This is a genomic window from Luteibacter sp. TLI7-4A (genome assembly GCF_056754745.1).
Map to the genome: position 1 here is coordinate 1,949,256 of NZ_JBPGWO010000001.1, position 17,884 is coordinate 1,967,139.

General features: G+C 66.7%; 15 protein-coding genes. 6 read left to right on the forward strand and 9 right to left on the reverse strand.

What is annotated here, in order from left to right; translation table 11 throughout:
- Nucleotides 1–21 precede the first annotated feature (21 nt).
- Both ACR9Y6_RS08580 and kbl read left to right on the forward strand, forming a co-directional pair.
- Nucleotides 22–3,609 (forward strand): DUF748 domain-containing protein, encoded by a 3,588-nt coding sequence (locus ACR9Y6_RS08580; RefSeq protein WP_481280907.1) that lies wholly within the window; start codon nucleotides 22–24, stop codon nucleotides 3,607–3,609.
- Between the two features lie 80 nt (nucleotides 3,610–3,689).
- Nucleotides 3,690–4,889 carry a glycine C-acetyltransferase gene (kbl, locus tag ACR9Y6_RS08585; RefSeq protein ID WP_481280908.1) on the forward strand — a complete coding sequence of 400 codons (1,200 nt, stop codon included), beginning with the start codon at nucleotides 3,690–3,692 and terminating at the stop codon, nucleotides 4,887–4,889.
- Here kbl and ACR9Y6_RS08590 read toward each other — a convergent pair.
- The 4 genes from ACR9Y6_RS08590 to ACR9Y6_RS08605 all read right to left on the reverse strand — a co-directional run bounded on the left by ACR9Y6_RS08590 (nucleotide 4,849) and on the right by ACR9Y6_RS08605 (nucleotide 9,837).
- A complete protein-coding gene (locus ACR9Y6_RS08590; protein ID WP_481280909.1) occupies nucleotides 4,849–5,685 on the reverse strand; it encodes a pseudouridine synthase in 837 nt (278 codons plus the stop codon). The two genes, kbl and ACR9Y6_RS08590, sit on opposite strands and share 41 nt — an antisense overlap.
- A 1,039-nt stretch (nucleotides 5,686–6,724) precedes the next feature.
- Nucleotides 6,725–7,426, reverse strand: a complete 702-nt coding sequence (locus tag ACR9Y6_RS08595; RefSeq protein ID WP_481280910.1) for a C40 family peptidase — start codon at nucleotides 7,424–7,426, stop codon at nucleotides 6,725–6,727.
- A 264-nt stretch (nucleotides 7,427–7,690) separates the two neighbouring features.
- Nucleotides 7,691–8,398 (reverse strand): YggS family pyridoxal phosphate-dependent enzyme, encoded by a 708-nt coding sequence (locus ACR9Y6_RS08600; protein ID WP_481280911.1) that lies wholly within the window; start codon nucleotides 8,396–8,398, stop codon nucleotides 7,691–7,693.
- On the reverse strand, nucleotides 8,395–9,837 hold the full coding sequence (locus ACR9Y6_RS08605; RefSeq protein WP_481280912.1) for a M20 family metallopeptidase: 1,443 nt from the start codon (nucleotides 9,835–9,837) through the stop codon (nucleotides 8,395–8,397). Before ACR9Y6_RS08605 ends, ACR9Y6_RS08600 begins: the two co-directional genes overlap by 4 nt.
- A gap of 194 nt (nucleotides 9,838–10,031) precedes the next feature.
- Here ACR9Y6_RS08605 and ACR9Y6_RS08610 point away from each other — a divergent pair, with 194 nt between their 5' ends.
- The 3 genes from ACR9Y6_RS08610 to ACR9Y6_RS08620 all read left to right on the forward strand — a co-directional run bounded on the left by ACR9Y6_RS08610 (nucleotide 10,032) and on the right by ACR9Y6_RS08620 (nucleotide 11,497).
- Nucleotides 10,032–10,367, forward strand: coding sequence for a ComEA family DNA-binding protein (locus ACR9Y6_RS08610; protein WP_481280913.1), 336 nt, complete (start codon nucleotides 10,032–10,034; stop codon nucleotides 10,365–10,367).
- Between the two features lie 110 nt (nucleotides 10,368–10,477).
- Nucleotides 10,478–10,939 (forward strand): SET domain-containing protein-lysine N-methyltransferase, encoded by a 462-nt coding sequence (locus ACR9Y6_RS08615; RefSeq protein ID WP_481280914.1) that lies wholly within the window; start codon nucleotides 10,478–10,480, stop codon nucleotides 10,937–10,939.
- Between the two features lie 21 nt (nucleotides 10,940–10,960).
- On the forward strand, nucleotides 10,961–11,497 hold the full coding sequence (locus ACR9Y6_RS08620; protein WP_306847975.1) for a GNAT family N-acetyltransferase: 537 nt from the start codon (nucleotides 10,961–10,963) through the stop codon (nucleotides 11,495–11,497).
- A 7-nt stretch (nucleotides 11,498–11,504) separates the two neighbouring features.
- Here the strand turns inward: ACR9Y6_RS08620 and ACR9Y6_RS08625 are convergent, their stop codons facing one another.
- The 4 genes from ACR9Y6_RS08625 to ACR9Y6_RS08640 all read right to left on the reverse strand — a co-directional run bounded on the left by ACR9Y6_RS08625 (nucleotide 11,505) and on the right by ACR9Y6_RS08640 (nucleotide 15,943).
- A complete protein-coding gene (locus ACR9Y6_RS08625; RefSeq protein ID WP_481280915.1) occupies nucleotides 11,505–12,416 on the reverse strand; it encodes a hypothetical protein in 912 nt (303 codons plus the stop codon).
- A complete protein-coding gene (locus tag ACR9Y6_RS08630; RefSeq protein WP_481280916.1) occupies nucleotides 12,413–14,665 on the reverse strand; it encodes a M1 family metallopeptidase in 2,253 nt (750 codons plus the stop codon). Before ACR9Y6_RS08630 ends, ACR9Y6_RS08625 begins: the two co-directional genes overlap by 4 nt.
- Nucleotides 14,666–14,739: 74 nt before the next feature.
- Nucleotides 14,740–15,600 carry a 2OG-Fe(II) oxygenase gene (locus ACR9Y6_RS08635; RefSeq protein ID WP_481280917.1) on the reverse strand — a complete coding sequence of 287 codons (861 nt, stop codon included), beginning with the start codon at nucleotides 15,598–15,600 and terminating at the stop codon, nucleotides 14,740–14,742.
- A gap of 91 nt (nucleotides 15,601–15,691) precedes the next feature.
- Complete coding sequence (locus ACR9Y6_RS08640) at nucleotides 15,692–15,943, reverse strand: GIY-YIG nuclease family protein (RefSeq protein ID WP_481280918.1); 252 nt, start codon at nucleotides 15,941–15,943, stop codon at nucleotides 15,692–15,694.
- Between the two features lie 46 nt (nucleotides 15,944–15,989).
- Here ACR9Y6_RS08640 and ACR9Y6_RS08645 point away from each other — a divergent pair, with 46 nt between their 5' ends.
- The gene (locus ACR9Y6_RS08645; protein WP_481280919.1) at nucleotides 15,990–17,060 is read left to right on the forward strand and encodes an aminotransferase-like domain-containing protein; all 1,071 of its coding nucleotides are present in this window, start codon (nucleotides 15,990–15,992) and stop codon (nucleotides 17,058–17,060) included.
- Between the two features lie 4 nt (nucleotides 17,061–17,064).
- Here ACR9Y6_RS08645 and ACR9Y6_RS08650 read toward each other — a convergent pair whose 3' ends face one another.
- Nucleotides 17,065–17,880, reverse strand: coding sequence for a tRNA threonylcarbamoyladenosine dehydratase (locus ACR9Y6_RS08650; protein ID WP_481280920.1), 816 nt, complete (start codon nucleotides 17,878–17,880; stop codon nucleotides 17,065–17,067).
- Nucleotides 17,881–17,884 lie beyond the last annotated feature (4 nt).

The following is a 17,884-nucleotide window of genomic DNA, read 5'->3' on the forward strand; positions in this document are numbered from 1 at the left end:
ATGGGGTGAAGGAGCGGCGGTATGGAAACATTCAAGACACGCGGCAAGCTTTACTGGCGGAAGGGGCACGAACGCGCCCTCACCGTCTATCGGTCACGCCGGACCCGGCGCATCACCGTCGGCTTGTTGATCGCGCTCGTCGTCTTCGGCCTGCTCGGCTTCTTCGCCGCGCCGCCACTGATCCGTTCGCAGGTCGAGTCGCGCGCCAGCGCGGCGCTGGGCCGGCCGGTCACCCTCGGCTCGATCAGCCTCAACCCGTTCACCTTGAAACTGACCGCCGAGCGATTGCACATCGGCGAGCGCGACGGCAAGACGCCCTTCGTCGATATCGAGCGACTGACGGCGAACGCTTCCTGGGCCTCGCTGTTCCGGGCCGCTCCGATCCTCGACGAACTGCGCATCGACGAGCCCCGGATCCACCTCCAACGCAGCGCGCCGCAACGTTTCAATTTCTCGGACATCCTCGAGCGCTTCGCGACGGACCCCGCCGCCCCCGACACGGGCCCGGCCAGGTTCGCGCTATCCAATATCGCCGTGCATGGCGGCCAGGTCGATTTCGACGACCGCGTGCTCGACGCCACCCATCGCCTCGACCATATCGACATCGGCATTCCCTTCATTGCCAGCCTGCCCAGCGCCACGGACATCTTCGTGCAGCCGCTGCTGGCGATGAACGTCGACGGTAGCCCGCTGCGCGTGCAGGGACAGACCAAGCCATTCGCCAGCAGCCGCGAGTCCATGGTCAGTTTCCGGCTCGACCAGTTGGACCTGCCCCGCTACCTCGGTTTCGTGCCGGCCCCGCTTCCTGTCGCCGTGCCGGCTGGGAAACTGTCCGGCCTGCTCGACCTGCGTTTCACGATGAACGAGGACAAGCCGCGCGTGGTGTTGAGCGGCCGCCTGACCATCGACGGCCTGCAGGTGAACGACAAGGGTGGCGCTTCGCTGCTCGCGCTCGGCCATGGCGACGCGGCGCTGACGGCGCTGGAACCGCTGACCTCCCGCTATCGCCTCGGCACCGTCGCCCTCGACGGTCTCGACGTGCGCTACGCGCGGCTTCCGGGCGGTCGCAGCAATATCGACGCGTTGACGGCGCCGTCCGCCGCGCCGGCAAAGGACGCGCCCGCGACCGACGTCCGCATCGACAACCTCACGCTCAAGGATTCGCGGATCGAATACGCCGACCTCGCCGCGCCGGCACCCGCGCGCCTGGTCCTCGACCATGTGCAAGCCAGCCTGCGCGGGCTCAGCACCGTCGCCGCGCCCACCGCCCTGCTCGACGTCGCCGCCCGCATGGCCGGCGGCACGATCGCCACGCAAGGCAAGCTGGACCTCGCCGCGGCCCGTTACGCGGGCAAGCTGTCCCTGGCGGACGTATCGCTCACCGCGTTGATGCCGCTGACGCCGCCGCTGTTGAACGCCGACATCACCGGTGGCAGCGTCGGTGCGAACGGTGACCTGGCGTTGGACTGGCAGAACGCCGCCATCGTCCGCATCTCGAACGCCAAGGCGAAGCTGGACGGATTCCAGCTCGTGCCGCGGAACGGACGCGCTTCGCCGGTGACGTGGAAATCGATGGCGGCGTCCATCGCGCTGGTCGATCTCGCCACCAGCGAGGCACGTCTCGACCAGCTCACGCTCGACGGCCTGGCACTCGACCTGCAACGCCTCGCCAACGGCAACCTCGATCTCGCGGGCATCGTGAAGACGCCCGCCGCGCCCGCCAGACCGGCAGCCCCGTCAGCGGCGTGGCGCTGGAGCATCGCTCACCTCGGCGTGAACGAAGGGACGGTCACCCTGCGCGACGCCAAGGCACCAGGCAAGCGCAACACGATCGCGATGCAGGCCACGTCGTTCGGCATCGACGGCCTGTCCAACGACATGACCCGCCCACTCACCGTCGACCTCAAGGGCAACCTCGGCAAAGGTGCTTTCGCGGTCACCGGCAAGGTGAAACCGCAACCACTCGATGCGGACCTGCGGGTCAAGACCACGCGACTCGACGTGGCTCCGCTGCAATCGCTGGTGACGGTACCGTTGAACGTGCGCGTGGACAGCGGCCTGCTCAGCCTCGACGGACAAGTTCGTTATAACGATCGCGGCAATGCGCCCGCCCGGATCGCCTATCGCGGCCAGGCCACGCTCGGTCGCGTGCGCGTGCTGGACAAGCTGACCGACGCCGATTTCCTTCGCTGGACCTCGCTCAGCGCCAGCAACATGGTCATTCGCATGGGCGAGGCGGTGCCCCATGTCGCCATCGGCGGCCTGGCGCTGGACGACTTCTATGCCCGCGTGATCATCAACGCGAACGGACGTCTGAACCTCCAGGATGTCGTCGCCAATCCGGAAGCACCCGGGGCCGTCTCGGTCACCCAGGCGCAGGCCACGCCCGCGCCGGCCGCACCGACGACCGAGTCTCCTGCCGCCACGCCGGCCGCGCCGGCGGCGGACATCCGCATCGGCCAGGTCACCCTGACCAGGGGCCACCTCAACTACACCGACAACTTCATCAAGCCCAACTACACCGCGGACGTGACGCGCCTGACCGGCAAGATCGGTGCCTTCGGCACGGACGGCGGTTCACCGCCCGCCGACCTGACCCTGCAAGGCCAGCTCGACGACAACGCGCCGGTGGACATCGCCGGCACGATCAATCCGCTCGCGCCGGTGGCCTCGCTGGATATCACGGCCAAGGCGGAAGGCATCCAGCTCGCCAACCTCTCGCCGTACTCGGGTAAGTACGCCGGTTACCCGATCACCAAGGGGCGGCTCAACGTCGACGTGCACTACCTGCTCGACCAGCGCAAGCTGACGGCGGACAACCATATCTTCATCGACCAGTTGACCTTCGGCGACAGGCTCGAAGGTCCCGGGATCAGCCATCTGCCGGTGAAGCTGGCGGTGGCGCTGCTGAAGGACTCCCAGGGTCGCATCGACGTACGCGTGCCCGTGTCCGGATCGCTGGACGATCCGCATTTCAGCGTGGGCGGCCTGGTCTGGCGCGCCATCGGCAACCTGATCGTGAAAGCGGTCACCTCTCCATTCCGCCTGCTCGCCTCGGCGGGTGGCGGCCGCGAGGACCTCGGCTACGTGGAGTTCGCCCCCGGCTCCGCCGTGCTCGACGCGACCGCGCAGGCGAAGCTGGCCGAGATCGTCAAGGTGTTGGCCGACAAACCGTCGATCAGCCTGGACATCGTCGGCCGCATCGATCCGTCCAAGGATGAATCCGGCCTCCGCACCGTCATGGTCGACGACCTGATCCACCAGGAGCAGGTCGCCGACAAGGAGGACGACACCACGCCGCCGACGGCCGCCGAGCAGGAAAAATACCTGGAACGGGCCTATCGCCATGCATCGTTCCCCAAGCCGAAGAACATGATCGGCCTGACCAAGTCGCAGCCGCCGGAGGAAATGCGCACGTTGATGGAGACCAACATGCCGGTCGACGCCGACGCCCTGCGCCATCTGGCGGAACGCCGGGCCAATGCGGTCCGCCAGTGGCTGCAAGGCAAGACGGACGACAAGCGGGTCTTCGTCGTGGCGCCCAAGACGGACGCCAAGGGTATCGATGACGGGGGCAAGACGACCCGGGTGGATTTCGGCCTGCACTGACGCCATCCGGGATCGAGGTTTTCTCATTCGTGCAAAGGCCTCACAATCGGGAGATTCCTCCGTCCCCGGAAACCTCCGTCATGACCTACCCCGGCCAAACCCGTTTCGCCAGCGAACTCGACTCCATCCGCGAGCAGGGCTTGTTCAAGAACGAGCGCATCATCGTCTCTCCGCAGTCGGCGGAGATCGAGCTGGAAGGCGGCCGGAAGGTTCTCAATTTCTGTGCGAACAACTACCTGGGGCTGGCCGACCATCCCGAGGTGATCCAGGCGGCCAAGGATGCGCTGGACACCCATGGTTTCGGCATGGCCAGCGTGCGCTTCATCTGTGGCACGCAGGACCTGCACAAGGAGCTGGAGCGCAAGATCGCCGACTTCTTCGGCAAGGAGGACACGATCCTCTATGCCGCCTGCTTCGACGCCAATGGCGGGCTGTTCGAGCCGCTGCTGGGCGAGGAAGACGCGATCATCTCCGATGCGCTGAACCACGCTTCGATCATCGATGGCATTCGCCTGTGCAAGGCCAAGCGCTTCCGCTACGCCAACTGCGACATGGCCGATCTCGAGGCCCAGTTGCAGGCGGCCGATGCCGCGGGCGCCCGGACCAAGCTCATCACCACCGACGGCGCGTTCTCGATGGACGGCTTCGTCGCGCCGCTCGCCGAAATCACCGCCCTCGCGCGCAAGTACGACGCGCTGGTGCACATCGACGAATGCCATTGCACGGGCTTCCTCGGTGAGACCGGTCGCGGTTCGGCGGAGCTGCACGGCGTGCTCGACAAGATCGACATCATCACCGGAACCCTCGGCAAGGCTCTCGGCGGCGCCCTCGGCGGCTTCACCACGGGCCGTCGCGAAGTGATCGAACTGCTGCGCCAGCGCTCCCGTCCCTACCTGTTCTCCAACTCGCTGCCGCCGCACGTGGTGGCCGCGGGCAGCAAGGTGTTCGACATGCTCGCCGCCGCCGGCGACCTGCGTGAGCAGGTGAAGGAGAACACCCGCTACTTCCGGGAGAAGATGACCGAAGCGGGCTTCGACATCCGCCCCGGACAGCACCCGATCGTCCCGGTGATGATCTACGACGCGAAGCAGGCGCAGGCCATGGCGGCGGAACTGCTCGACGAAGGCATCTACGTCACCGGCTTCTTCTTCCCCGTGGTACCGCAGGGCAAGGCGCGCATCCGCACGCAGATGAGTGCCGCGCATACGCGCGAGCACCTGGACAAGGCCATCGCGGCGTTCACCAAGGTGGGCCGGAAGCTGGGTGTGCTGAAGAACTGAGGCTCCGCAACCCCGCCACTTCCGCATCGCCGAGATGCCGCCATTGCCCCTTGGCCAGATCCCCCAGGACAAGATCACCGATAGCCACGCGCACGAGCCGCAACACGTCGAAGCCCAGCGCCGCCAGCAAGCGCCGGATGTGCCGGTTCCGCCCCTCGTCCAGCGTCACTTCCAGCCACGCATTGCGCTCGCCCTGGCGCAACAGCGAGGCGGCAGCCGCACGCAGGGTCTCGCCCGCGTCGACCACGCCTTCGCACATCGCGGCGACCGTCGCCGCATCCGGCTGTCCCGCCACCTGTACGTGGTAAGTCTTCGGCACATGCGTCGCCGGCTCGGTGATTCCGGCGGCCCATGCCGTGTCGTTCGACAGCAGCAGCAATCCCTCACTCGCCTTGTCGAGCCTTCCCACCGGTCCCAACCAGGGAAGACCCGCCCCGTCGAGCAGTGAATAAACCGTGTCACGACCCCGCTCGTCCGCGGCCGATACCACGATGCCGCGTGGCTTGTTCATCGCGATATAAACGGGCGCCACGGCCTGCGCGGCACCGCCGTCGATTTCGATGCGCTCGTTTCCCGCCAGTGGAAACTCGGGATCGCGCACGATCCTGCCATCGACCCTGACCCTCCCCTCGCGCGCCAGCCGCTCGCCCTGGCTGCGCGAACAGATGCCACGCTTGGAAAGCACGCGGGCGAGGCCGAACACGGGGGTAGCGGTGCGACGCGGACGCGATGTCGGCGAGCGGGGTGGCTGGCGGGGCATGCGTCTAAGGATAGTGGCTGGCGGGCGACGCTTCATCGTGGATTTTTTTTTGTGGGTTGTTTGAGGGCTCGGCTTCGCCCTCGCATTCGTTGTGTGCGTGGTGGGGGAGCTGCCGGGCGCCACCCTCGGCGCGACGGTAGTCGCCGTCCCTTGGGCAAGGATGCCGCTGCGCGGCCGTGTTTGATGGCTGCGCCCCTTCGGGCTCGGACGGTCGGGCGGGGGTTTCCGATTCGCCCTCCTGGCTCAGCGGAAACGGCCGGCCATCCCTGGCCGGCCCCCTGACGGGCCTTTTCCGCCCGCCCGTCCTCGGCTCCTAATGTCGCGCCGAGGGTGACGCCCGGCAGCTCTCTCGACCCTGGGGTGGGTTGGTGGGAAGAGCACCGCTCGCCACGTGTCGCGTGCCGCACCCGGGTGGGAAGCGGGCTGGCCCGCGAGTCCTCGATCTTCGTACTGGCGAAGGAGACCTTGCACTGATCGGGCGAGGCGTGTCACCGCTCGCTAGATGCACGGCCTCATTCGCTCGCCCCAGGGTGGCGCATCGCGGGCCAGCCCGCTTCCCACCCGCGTGAGGGGGTTTCACACGGAGACGGCATCCACCCGGGGACAGCATCACCCCGGGCCGCGGGCGTTGCTTGTGCCACACGCCACCTCAGTGCTCGGAAGAGCCGTCGGCCGCCACCCTCGTCGCGACGTGTGGAACCGAGGAGCGACGGGCGAAAAGGCCCGCCAGGGGGCCGGCCTGGACGGCCGGCCGTTTCCGCCGAGCCATGGAAGGCGAGTCGGAAACCCCGCCCGGCGCGACGGGCGCGACGGGGCGCCAGCCATAAGACATGGCCGCGCAGCGGCTTCCCTTCCCGAGCGACGGTGCAACCGGAGCGACGAGGGTGGCGGCCGACGGCTCTGCCCCGCACACCCCAACCGCGAGGGCGAAGCCGAGCCGTGCATGCAACCGGCCCACTGCCGCGGGATCGCCGACAAGGTCGGCTCCCACCAGTAGGTCCGGGCACAAATGCCAGCACAAAAAAACGGCATGCCGGGGCATGCCGTTTCGGAAATATGCGTTGAAGGGTGCCCGTCAGATCTTTGCGATGCCTTCGGGGCGCTTGGCGCCGACGAAGTGCTTGGCCCAGTAGGCCTCGTTGAGGCTATCGACACGGACGGTCTTGCCCGCCGACGGCGAATGGATGAACTGGCCGTTGTCGATGTAGATGCCTACGTGCGACACGGCTTTGCCGCGTGTGCGGAAGAAGACCAGGTCGCCCGTCTTCATCTCGCTGCGCTTGACCTTCAGGCCGGCGAGGAACTGGCTGGCGGAATTGGTCGGAAGGTCGAGACCGATGCTGTGCATGAACACATAGCGGACGAAGCCGCTGCAATCGAAACCGGTGGACGGAGCACGGCCACCACGGTGGTAACGGATGTCGCGCAGCTTCATCGCGAAGGCGAGAAGCGCCTCCCGTGCATGACCGTCGACGTGGCCGGCCAGCTTGGCGGTGGCGGCGGCGACGAGGCTGTCGTCGTCATCGTCGGCGGTGGTGTCGTCGTTGGCGGCGACCTGGCTGGCGGCGGCTGGCGCGGGTGCGATCAGCGAGGTGGCATCGGGAACGGCGGACTGGGCGAGCGCAGTGGCCGGGGCGAACACCGGCAGGTCGGTCAGGAGAAGTGCGGCGGATTGGTCGAGGCCCTGCGGGACGGTGACCGTGTCGGCAATGACGGGTGTTACGGCGGCGATACAAAACGTGGCTAACGCGAGAGCGGTCAGTCGCTTTAAATGCATGAGCGAAAAGGCCTATTCATCGTGAAGTTAAGCCGCCGTGAAGGTGAGACGACCGTGAACGAGGGGTGAAGTTACCAAACCGGATTCAACAAGTTGTTCGCATAAGGTTAAAAACGGTCATTCCTAGGAAACATTCAGAGAAGTCGCAGGAAACTGCGGCTACAGAGGCTAATTTCTGAACGGATATAAGGACTTGCTTTCACCTATGTGAGGGTCCGGCGGCGCCGTCACGGCGGGGCGGTTACCGAATCTGTGCATCAGGTCTCACACCGGCTTGTAGGACCTTGCTCCGAAGATCGCGCTGCCGATACGCACCTCGGTGCTGCCCTCGGCGATCGCGAGCGCGAAATCGCCACTCATGCCCATCGACAGGCGATCGGCGGGATGGCCGGCGTCACGCGCCCTGTCACGAAGACGATACAGCGTACGAAAACAGGCTCTTACGACGGCTTCGTCCGACGAGGCTTCGGCGAGCGTCATCAGCCCCCGTAGCCGAAGCGAAGGAAAGGCCTTCAATTCGTCGAGGAACCCGGGAAGGGCCTCCGGTGCCAGTCCGAACTTGCTTTCCTCCCGCGAGGTCTTCACCTGGACGAGCACGTCGATGGCCCGGCCCCGCGCCTGCAGGGCCTTGTCCAACGCCACGGCGAGGTCCAGCCGGTCCAGCGACTGCACCTCGGCGGCAAGCTTCGCCACCGCCTTGGCCTTGTTGGTCTGCAGGTGGCCTATCACGACCCAGTCGAGCCGTTCGTCGGCCAGCGCCGCGGCCTTGGCCTGGATTTCCTGCACCTTGTTCTCGCCGAAACGACGCAGGCCCAACCCCACCGCCTCGCGCACCACGTCCTCGCCGAAGGTCTTGCTGACCGGCAGCAGGGTCACCTCGCCCGGGTCGCGGCCGGCCTCGCGGCAAGCCGTGGCGATCGACTCGCGCACCGCCGCGAGACGCGTGGCCAGCGTGCCGGCGTCGTCGCTCATGCCTTCGCCGCTTCCTGGAAGTGACGCGCCACGACGTCGGCCACGACCATGCTCACGCGCTTGCCCGTCGGAATGTGCAGGAATTCATTCGGACCGTGGGCATTCGAGTGCGGACCCAGCACGCCCGTGATGAGGAACTGCGCCTGCGGGAATTTCTCGCCGAGCATGCCCATGAAAGGAATGCTGCCACCCTCGCCCATGTAGGCCGCCGGCGCGCCGAAGTAATGCTCCGAGGCTTTCGCGACGGCTTCCTCGAGCCAGGGCGACAACGCCGGCGCGTTCCAGCCGCTGCCGTCCTTTTCCAGGTCGAAGGTGACCTTCGCGCCATACGGCGGGTCCTTCTCGAGCAATTGCTTGAGGAACTTGCCCGCTTCCGCGCCGGAGAGGGTCGGCGGCACGCGCAGGCTGAGCTTCACCGAGGTCTTCGGGCGCAGCACGTTGCCGGCGCTATCGAGCGCGGGCATGCCGCCGACGCCGGTGACGGCGAGCTGGGGACGCCACGTGCGGTTGAGCACGAGTTCGGCGAGATCGTCGGTCGCCGGCTTCATGCCTTCGACGAAGGGGAACTTGTCGTACACGGCGGTACCCAGGACCTCGGCCGACCGCCGCGCCTGCTCGAGACGCTGCGGCGGGATGTCGACGTAGAGTTCCGGCGGCACGATCGCGCCCGTCCGCGGATTCTCCAGGCGGTCGAGGATCTCGCGAAGGATGCGGAAGCTCGAAGGCACCACGCCCGAGGCATCGCCGGAATGGACGCCCTCTTCCAGCACCTGCACCGTCAGGTTGCCACCGGTCATGCCGCGCAACGACGTGGTCAGCCAGAGCTGGTCGTAGTTGCCACAGCCCGAGTCGAGGCAGACCACGAGCGCGGGATTGCCGATGCGGCCGGCCAGATGGTCCACGTAGTACGGCAGGTCGTAGCTGCCCGATTCCTCGCAGGCCTCGATGAGGATCACGCAACGCGCATGCGGCACGCCCTGGTCGCGCAGAGCGAGGAGCGCCGCCAGCGACCCGAAGATGGCGTAACCGTCATCCGCGCCACCGCGGCCGTACAGCTTGTCGCCCTTGAGCACGGGCGTCCACGGACCGAGGCCTTCGGACCATCCCGTCATCTCCGGCTGCTTGTCGAGGTGGCCGTAAAGCACGACGGTTTCATCCGTGCCCTTGCCCTGCGAGCCTTGCGCGGGCACGTCGATGTAGATCAGCGGCGTACGGCCTTCCAGGCGGATGACTTCCAGCGACGCGCCTTCGAGCGCGGGCAGTTTCGAGCGCGCCCACGATTCCATCAGCGCCACCGCCTGGTCCATGTAGCCATGCTCCCGCCACCGCGCGTCGAACATCGGCGACTTGTTCGGGATACGGATGTACTCGACCAGCTGCGGGACGATTTCCGCGTCCCAGAGGCCGCTGACGAAGGAAGAAATGCGGGAGGTATCCATGGCGGGCCGGACTCGTTGGGCAAAGGCCGATTGTAACAGCGACGACGGCGACGCCTTGGGCGATGTCGGCACACCCACGGCATGCGCGGCGGCATCGCCTCACCCGGATTTCGTCGTCGCGCCAGTTCGCGCGAACCCTGGCACGACGCAGAGTGCCCCTGCGTCGTCCGACGCTGTCCAAGAGGAGAATCCACGTGAACAGTCATCTCGCCACCCTCGCCGCGCTCGCCTTGCTGCTGCTCGCCCCGCTCGCTATCGCTTCGTCACCCGTGAACATCAACACCGCCGACGCGCCGACCCTCGCGCAGTCGCTGGACGGTGTCGGCCTGGCCAAGGCCCAGGCGATCGTCGCCTGGCGCGAGGCGAACGGCGCCTTCGAGTCGGCCGACCAGCTCGCCGAGGTGAAAGGCATCGGGGCGTCGCTGGTCGAGCGCAACCGTGACGCCATCCAGGTGGATGGCGGCAAGGCGGCCAGGAAGACCAAGGCGACCAGGCCGTCCAAGGCCAAGGCGGGTGCCGAGGAAGACTGAGCCCCTATTCCTCCCCTCGCCACTACCGCCGCCGGCCGAACGCGCTACACTCGCGCCCCATGCCGGCGGCGCACTTGCGCCCCCGCCAGGAACAGGGGCTTGATGATCCAATGATCCTGCCGCGTTACCGTATCGCCGATTCCGCCATTCCCGGCGCCGGCAAGGGCTTGTTCGTCGACGAATTCGTGGCCGCGGGGCGTGTCGTCACCGCCCCCGACCAGATCGATCGCACGTACGCCTGGGCCGACATCATGGCCTCCCCCGCGCTGTCCGCCGACCTGCACGCCGCCGCGCGCTGGTTCGAGGACCGCTACACCGTTTCGCCCGAATGGCCGGACGAGTGCTACGTGAACCATAGCTTCGAACCCACCGGCATCTGGCACCTCGGCTTCATCTTCGCCGCTAAAGACCTTCCGCAAGGCACTGAAATCACAGTGGATTACCGCCACCTCCTGTCCCCCGGCCAGGATGAAAGCTTCCAAGACGCGGCCACTGGTGAGAAAATAACCGGCTTGTCCTGGCAGGAAAGCCTCGCGCTGAGCACTCACGCTCTGGCTCGACTGCTCGGCTGACACTTGGTCACTTCGATGGCAATAGCAGACATTCCCGTTCTGGAAACGCCGCGCCTGCGGCTCACCGCCCTTACCGAACGCCATTTCGACGATTACGCGGCCATGCTCGCGGACGCCGAAAGCACGCGCTGGATCGGTGACGGGCAACCGCTCGACCGGATGAACGCGTGGCGCTCGATGGCCATGCTGCTGGGCCATTGGGCCCTGCGCGGTTGCGGCATGTGGGCGATCGAGCTGAAGGACACCGGCGAATTCATCGGCCGCGCGGGCCTGATGAAACCCGAAGGCTGGCCCGACCTCGAACTGGGCTGGATGCTCAAGCCGGAGCACCGTCACCACGGCTACGCCACCGAAGCCGGTGAAGCCATCCTCGATTTCGCCTGGAAGCAGATGCACGCCCAGCGTGTGATCAGCCTCGTGCGCATCGGCAACGAAGCCTCCGACCACGTCGCCGAGCGCCTGGGCGGCGAGCACATCGACAACATCGATTTTCTCGGCGGCGCGACACACCTGTTCGCGTACTACCCGCCGCACCGCGAAGTACGCCGCGCCGGCTGAAGTGCCCTTACAAGGCCGGCGCGAAGTCCGTACGGCGGCGCCGATGCGGATTGACCGCCACCAGCCCCGCCAGTGCCAGCAGGCGCGACGTGCGCATCCATGCCACGACGGCCACGCCGAGCTGGACGATCAGTAAGCCCGCCAGAAGCCCGCTACCCGCACCGGTGGTATGTCCCCGCCAGGCGGCGATGAGCACCGCCAGGACGCCACCCGCCAGGGTGATCGTCAGGTAGACGAAAACGCTCGCAAAGGGGCGGCGGACGAACTGCATGAATCCCCTGCCCAGCGCGCGGAAGGCCGAACGCAAGCCGACGTCGGCGATGAACTGCGCGCGGGCCGATTCGACGATCGCCTGGGCGATCACGAAAAACAACAAGCCGACCGCCAGCGCACCGTGCTGGTACAGGTCGGCGGTCGAGGGCAGGAACGCGGCATCGACCTTGCGCTCCGCGAACGTGGACGCACCCTGCGCCACCACGACGAACAAGCCATAAGGGACCAGGGACAGGATCATCAGGCGAAGCATGCGTCCGTATTCCATAGCCCCGCCTTGAAGCAGTCCGCCAAAGCCGAGCGCCCGGTTCGCTCGGCCACCGGCCACCGCCATGCCGGTCAGGAATGGCGACACCGCCAGCGTCAGCAGGACCCCCGCCACGAAGGCCATGCCCGTCCATCCATTGGCATCGCGCAAGGCGGAGAAGACATCGGAGAACATCAGTCCGTCGAAGTGCGCCGCCCACGTATCGGCATGCACCGAATACCCGAGCAGACGGTCGAGCACCTTCCACAACGGCAAGGCGACCACCAGGGTCGGCAGCAAGGTGATAAGTATCCACAACAGCACCAGCCGCCATTGCAGGCCGCCGAGTGCGCCGTGGCCGATGGCCGCGATGGCCGAGCGTTTCTGACGGTCGTTCATAGCGTCACCAGGAAAGCGTAGAGGCCCTGCAGCAGGGCCGCGAAATCGGCGCCCCAACGATTCGATGCGGCGTGGTTGGCATCCACGGTACGGCTGTCGTCGAGCTTGTTCGCGTCCAGGTAGATCTTCCTGTCCGGATCGAGTTCGGCCGACGTGCCCTTCACCGGCTGGGTGAAGACGAAGCGGGCCCAGCGACGGTCGTCGTCCCAGTGGACGGTCTCGACCGATCCGTCCGCGAACGACACCTTGAGTGTTTGCGGCACGCGCGCACCGTCTCGCCACACCGTGACCGTCGTCTTCCACGGGAAGGGACCGGTGCCGTCGGCCGCATCGGGATGTGCGTTCTTCCATGCCTCTCGCTGTTTCGAAACAGCCTCCTCGTTCTGCTCGGACGACAGTTCGACGCGATGACCGTCCTTTATCGTGGTTCCCGCGAGCGGCAAGACTTCCTCGCTGACGATCTCTTTCACGCGGTCGTCGATACGCGCCGTGCCATAGACGTACTGGTCGAATACCTGCGCCACGACATCGGGTTTTCCCGAAACCTCGGCGATCGACGCCTGGAGGTCGGCGATCGACGGATGACGGAAGTGCCATCTCGCGTAGTACTGGCGATACGCCTTCTCCGTCACGTCCTTGCCGAGGCGTTCCTCCAGGTCATGCATGGCCGTGGCGGTGCGCGAATACACCGTGCCGTAGTCGGCGCTGGACAGGCGGTCCCACGCGTTCTGCCCGAGCGGGTCGGAGGGACGCGGCAGCAGGGCGAACATCCGCTCGAGCGCGAATACGTCCATCGGCGCTTCCACGCCGAAGAATTGCCACAGCGGCTTGGTCAGGTATACCCGCTGCTTGCGTTCGCGCAGCATGCGGTCGTCCCAGTATTCGTTGAGGCCTTCGTCCAGCATCGGCTCCTCGAATTCGTTCGAGGCGAGCAAGCCGTAGAAATAGCCATGGCCGAACTCGTGGATGGTCACGAAGTCGAGGATGTATTCGTCGAGCGTCTTCGGCTTCACCTCGGTGAAGCTATCCGCGGTGAAGAACGTGGGGTACTCCATGCCGCCCGCTTCGGATGCGTTGAACGGCGGCACCACGGCGGTCACCGTCTTGTAGGGATAAGGGCCCAGTGTCGACGAGAAGTAACCGAGCGAATCGATGGTCGCCTTCAGGACGGGTTTCGCGCTTGCCTCGTACTCGGGTGGATAGACCACCTTCACCTTCATGGGCGGGCTGCCGGGACCGGTGTACCCGCCCTCCAGCGTCTTGTAGCGGGGCGCGGCCATCCAGGCGAAGTCGTGGACATCGGCCTGGGAGAAATGCCAGGTCAGTTCGTTGCCTTCCGGAACGGGATCGCCCTGCTGTTCGCCGACGGCCGCCACCACGTAATCCCGGGGTACGGTCATGCGAACGTCGTATTCACCGAAGTCCGCATAGAACTCGCTGTTGAAATGGAATTCGTGCACGTTCCAGCGCGGCTCCGTGGCACCTCGCTCACCAGGCAGTTCCAGCACGCCGATCTTGGGAAACCACTGGCCGACGAGGTGGAACGTGCCGACATAGCCGGTCCGCTCGATCACGCGTGGCAACTGGCTGTGGAAATTCATGTCCAGCGTGACGCTTCCGCCCGCCGGGACCGGCCGGGCCAGGTCGACGCGAACCACGGTATGGTCGGTATCGGGGCCGCCATCGGGATGGACGTAGCGCCACTTCAGCGCCGCGCCATCCTGTTCCACGTTGCCCAGGTCGATATAGCCCCACTCGCCTTTTTTCACCTCGGCGACGCCACGCGAGCCCCCGTGCGCGGCAAGTACACGCCGTTCGGTAAAGAAGGTGCTCCCCTCGCCCTCGAAGGCATTGAGATAGAGGTGCAGGAACACCGCGCCGACGGGCCGGTCGCTCCGATTGCGCCAGGTCAGCTGCTGCTGGCCGTCCACGGTGTGTTTCCCCGGATCGAGGCGAGCCTGGATGCGGTAGGACACGACGCGATCGGACAGCGTCGCCTCGCTACCGGTGCGCGGTCCGCCCCAGGCGGTCGGCGCACTGGGCGTGCGCACGAAAGCGGCGTGCGCGGAGGCAAAGGGAATCTCGACCGGCTCGATCGCCACGACAGCCGGTGCGGCGACCGTGGCCCCGGTGGCGGGGACCGGCGTGGCGGGCCGTGCTTGCGCAGGTTCCTGCACCCATGCGCCCTGTGCGCACGCGAATGCGCCAAGCGCGACGAAACGAACGACTCTGGCTGCCTGGCGGCGCATCGATCGACCCTCCCCTTGAAGCAGATGAGATTGCGGGCTGTGGCGTGGGCCGGATATAGGCCAGAGGTCACGGTTCAGCCAGGGAACGACCGCTCGCGCATCCACTTGGTAAGGATCCACTTCTCGCCGCGGATCACGGGTGCCCCGCCATGCAACGACAATGGATCGAGCGATCCGTCGGGCGCCGTGTACTCGAAATACAGGGCCTGCCCCTTGCGCGGCACATAGCTGAAATCGATCCGGGGGAAGACGGTTTCGCCACCGGCCTCGACATCGTTGAGGTACATGATCAGGGTCGATACGCGCTGGCCGCCATTCTTCAGGTGCGACTGGCTGCCCGGATCGTCCGGCGGGAAGAAATCGAAATGGGGCACGTACTGGGCGCCGACGCCATAACGCATGGCCTGCAGGCCCTCCCCATGGTCCTCGGGCATCCGCATGATCGCGGCGGCGCGCGCATCGACACGAGCGATCAGCTCGTTCTCCGAACGCCCGAAGTTGGCACCTTCGCTCGTCCGGATGTCCTGCACGACGCCGAAACCGGTGCCCGGGCTGACCACCTCGGAGCGAGCCAGGCGCGTGGTGGCCAGGCTGCGCAGCTGGTCGCATTCGACCGGGTCCAGCACGCCATCGAGCACGGCGATGGTCGGACGGGACACCCGAACGAGTACACGTACGCCGCGATCGCCCACATGGAGGACATGGCCATCTTCGAGGCGGCTGCTGAACGCGGCGGGTTCGGGTGCCTGCGCCGGTTGCCGCGGGGCGATACCGCCGAACAGGGCCTCGGCGATCGCGTCGCGTGCCGCCCATTCGTCGAAACGATTCTGTTTCATGATCCCGAGGATGTCAGCGGGAGCGTGGCCGGCGGCAAGCGACTCGCCGATCCAGCGGTACCAATCGGGGGTGATTTTCGTGTGCAGGCGAGCTTCCATGGCATGGCCTCCTTATGTTTGTGGAATTCCGTTTCTCATCGGGCCCATCCTATGCCAGTCCAACATCGACGGGTACCCGATGCTCCCGGAGCTATGTGCCGTCTTGGGCGTTCAGCCAGGCCAGCTTCCTCGCCTTCGGCAGGCGTTTCACCTCGTACTCGGCCTTCGACGCCGCCGAGCGGTCGGGGAAAGGGCGAAAGCCCAGTAGCCGTACCGGCGGATTGGCCCGCGTGTAACGCGCTCCCTTGCCCGCCATGTGGGCGGCATAGCGTGCGTCGAGGTCGTTGGAGATCCCCGCATACCATGCGCCGTTCCGGCATTCGATCAGATAGACGCACCACATGGTGGCGAAGCCTAGCAGCCCTGGCGGGGGGCCCTACAATGCGACCATGGAACCCAGCTACAACCTGGCGGTGAACCTCCCCCTTCGCGGAAGCGTCGTGACCCGCCTTCGCGCCGCGCTGGCCACCACGCCGGTGGATGCCGAGTCGCTCGCGTATCCCGATCCCGCCGGCGCCCTGTGGATCAGGAAGGCGATCGCGCGCTGGCTCGAACGCGTGGGAGGGCACGGCCCGGTCGACCCCCGGCTCATCGCCCTGACGATCGGCGCGCGGCACGCGCTCGCCTTCGCCCTGGCCGCGTCCGCCACCGGGAGGCATGCGGCCATCCTCGTCGAGGAACACACGTACCATGGCGTCCGTCGCATGGCACGGCACTTCGGCACGCGTTGCGTCGACGTGGCGATGGACCGGCATGGCATGAGGCCCGATGCCTTGATGCAGGCGGCCGTGCGATCCCGCGCCCGGGCCCTGTATGTCCAGCCCACGTTGCAGAACCCGACGACGGCGACCATGCCGCTGGAGCGGCGCCTGGACATCGTGGAGGTCGCGGAGCGCCTTGGCCTGACCATCGTCGAGGGCGACGTCTACTCACCGCTGCATCGGCCGGTGCGCGAGGGCCTGCCGCCACTGGCCCGCCTCGCTCCCCACCGAACCGTGCACTGCGGGGGCATCGGCAAGATCCTCGGCCCGGGACTGCGGGTCGGCTGGATGTTGCATGCCGACACGGCGGCGCAGGCGGCTACATCGGCCAGAATCCAGCTCGAGCAGGACGGCCTGCCAGCGCTTCCGGCCTCCATCGTCGCCCGCTGGATGGACGACGGCACGGCGGAGACGCTACTCGACGAACTGACCTTCGCCATGGCGTCGCGCGCCGAAATGGCGCGCCGGATCATCGGCGAAAACCTGGTCACATCCGGAAGCGGCCTGCACGCGTGGCTTCCGCTGCCGGAGGCGTCCGCCATGGAGGAACGCCTCCTCGCACGCGGCGTCCACGTCGCCGCGTCGAAGCACTTCGTCGGCACGGGGCAACCGGCTGCCGGCATCCGCCTCGCCATGGGTGCCGAGGAAGATCCCAGCCGGCTCGAAGAAGCTTTGCGGATCGTGGCCGCCGAGCGCTGAAGGATCAGCCTCGGGCCGATGTCAGTTTTTCGAGTGCCTTGCCTACCGCCGCGAAGGCGAACGCCCCGGTCACGTGCGTGGCCGCGCCCAACCCACCGCCGCAGTCGAGCTTGAGCGCGTCGCCACCGGGCGGACGCACCCCGCAGACACTGCCGTCGGCCTGCGGATAGCGCACGTTCTGCAGCGAGTAGACCGCGGAAACACCGAAGAAGCGGTCCGGGTTGCGGGGGAATCCATGTTCCTGGCGAAGCTTCTTCCGGATCATGCTGAGCATGGCGTCGTGCTCGGTCCGCGAAAGGTCGCGAACGCGGACCTGGGTGGGGTCGGTACGTCCGCCCGCCGCGCCGACGGTCACCAGCGGGACCTTGCGCCGGCGGCACCAGACGATGGTCTCGAGCTTGACCTTGAGTGCGTCGCAGGCGTCGATCACCACGTCGTAGTTGCGGTCCAGCAAGTCGTCGAGGGTCGACGGGGTGAGGAAACGCTCTACCGCTTCCAGGCGGATGGTCGGGCTGATCGCATGCGCGCGTTCGGCGACGACGCCCACCTTGGGTTTTCCGTACTGGCCGTCCAGCGCGTGCAGCTGGCGATTCGTGTTCGACAGGCAGACGTCGTCGCCGTCGATCAGGGTGAGCCGGCCTATGCCGCTCCGGGCCAGGGCCTCGGCCGCCCAGGAGCCCACCCCACCCACGCCGATCACGCAGACATGCGCATGCGCGAGGCGGTCCAGGCTGCCGCGGCCGTACAGCCGCTCGATGCCGGCGAAACGTTCTGCCTGGGCAGTACTCACGTGGGTCTCGATCAAGGAATCCGTGTTCATTGTC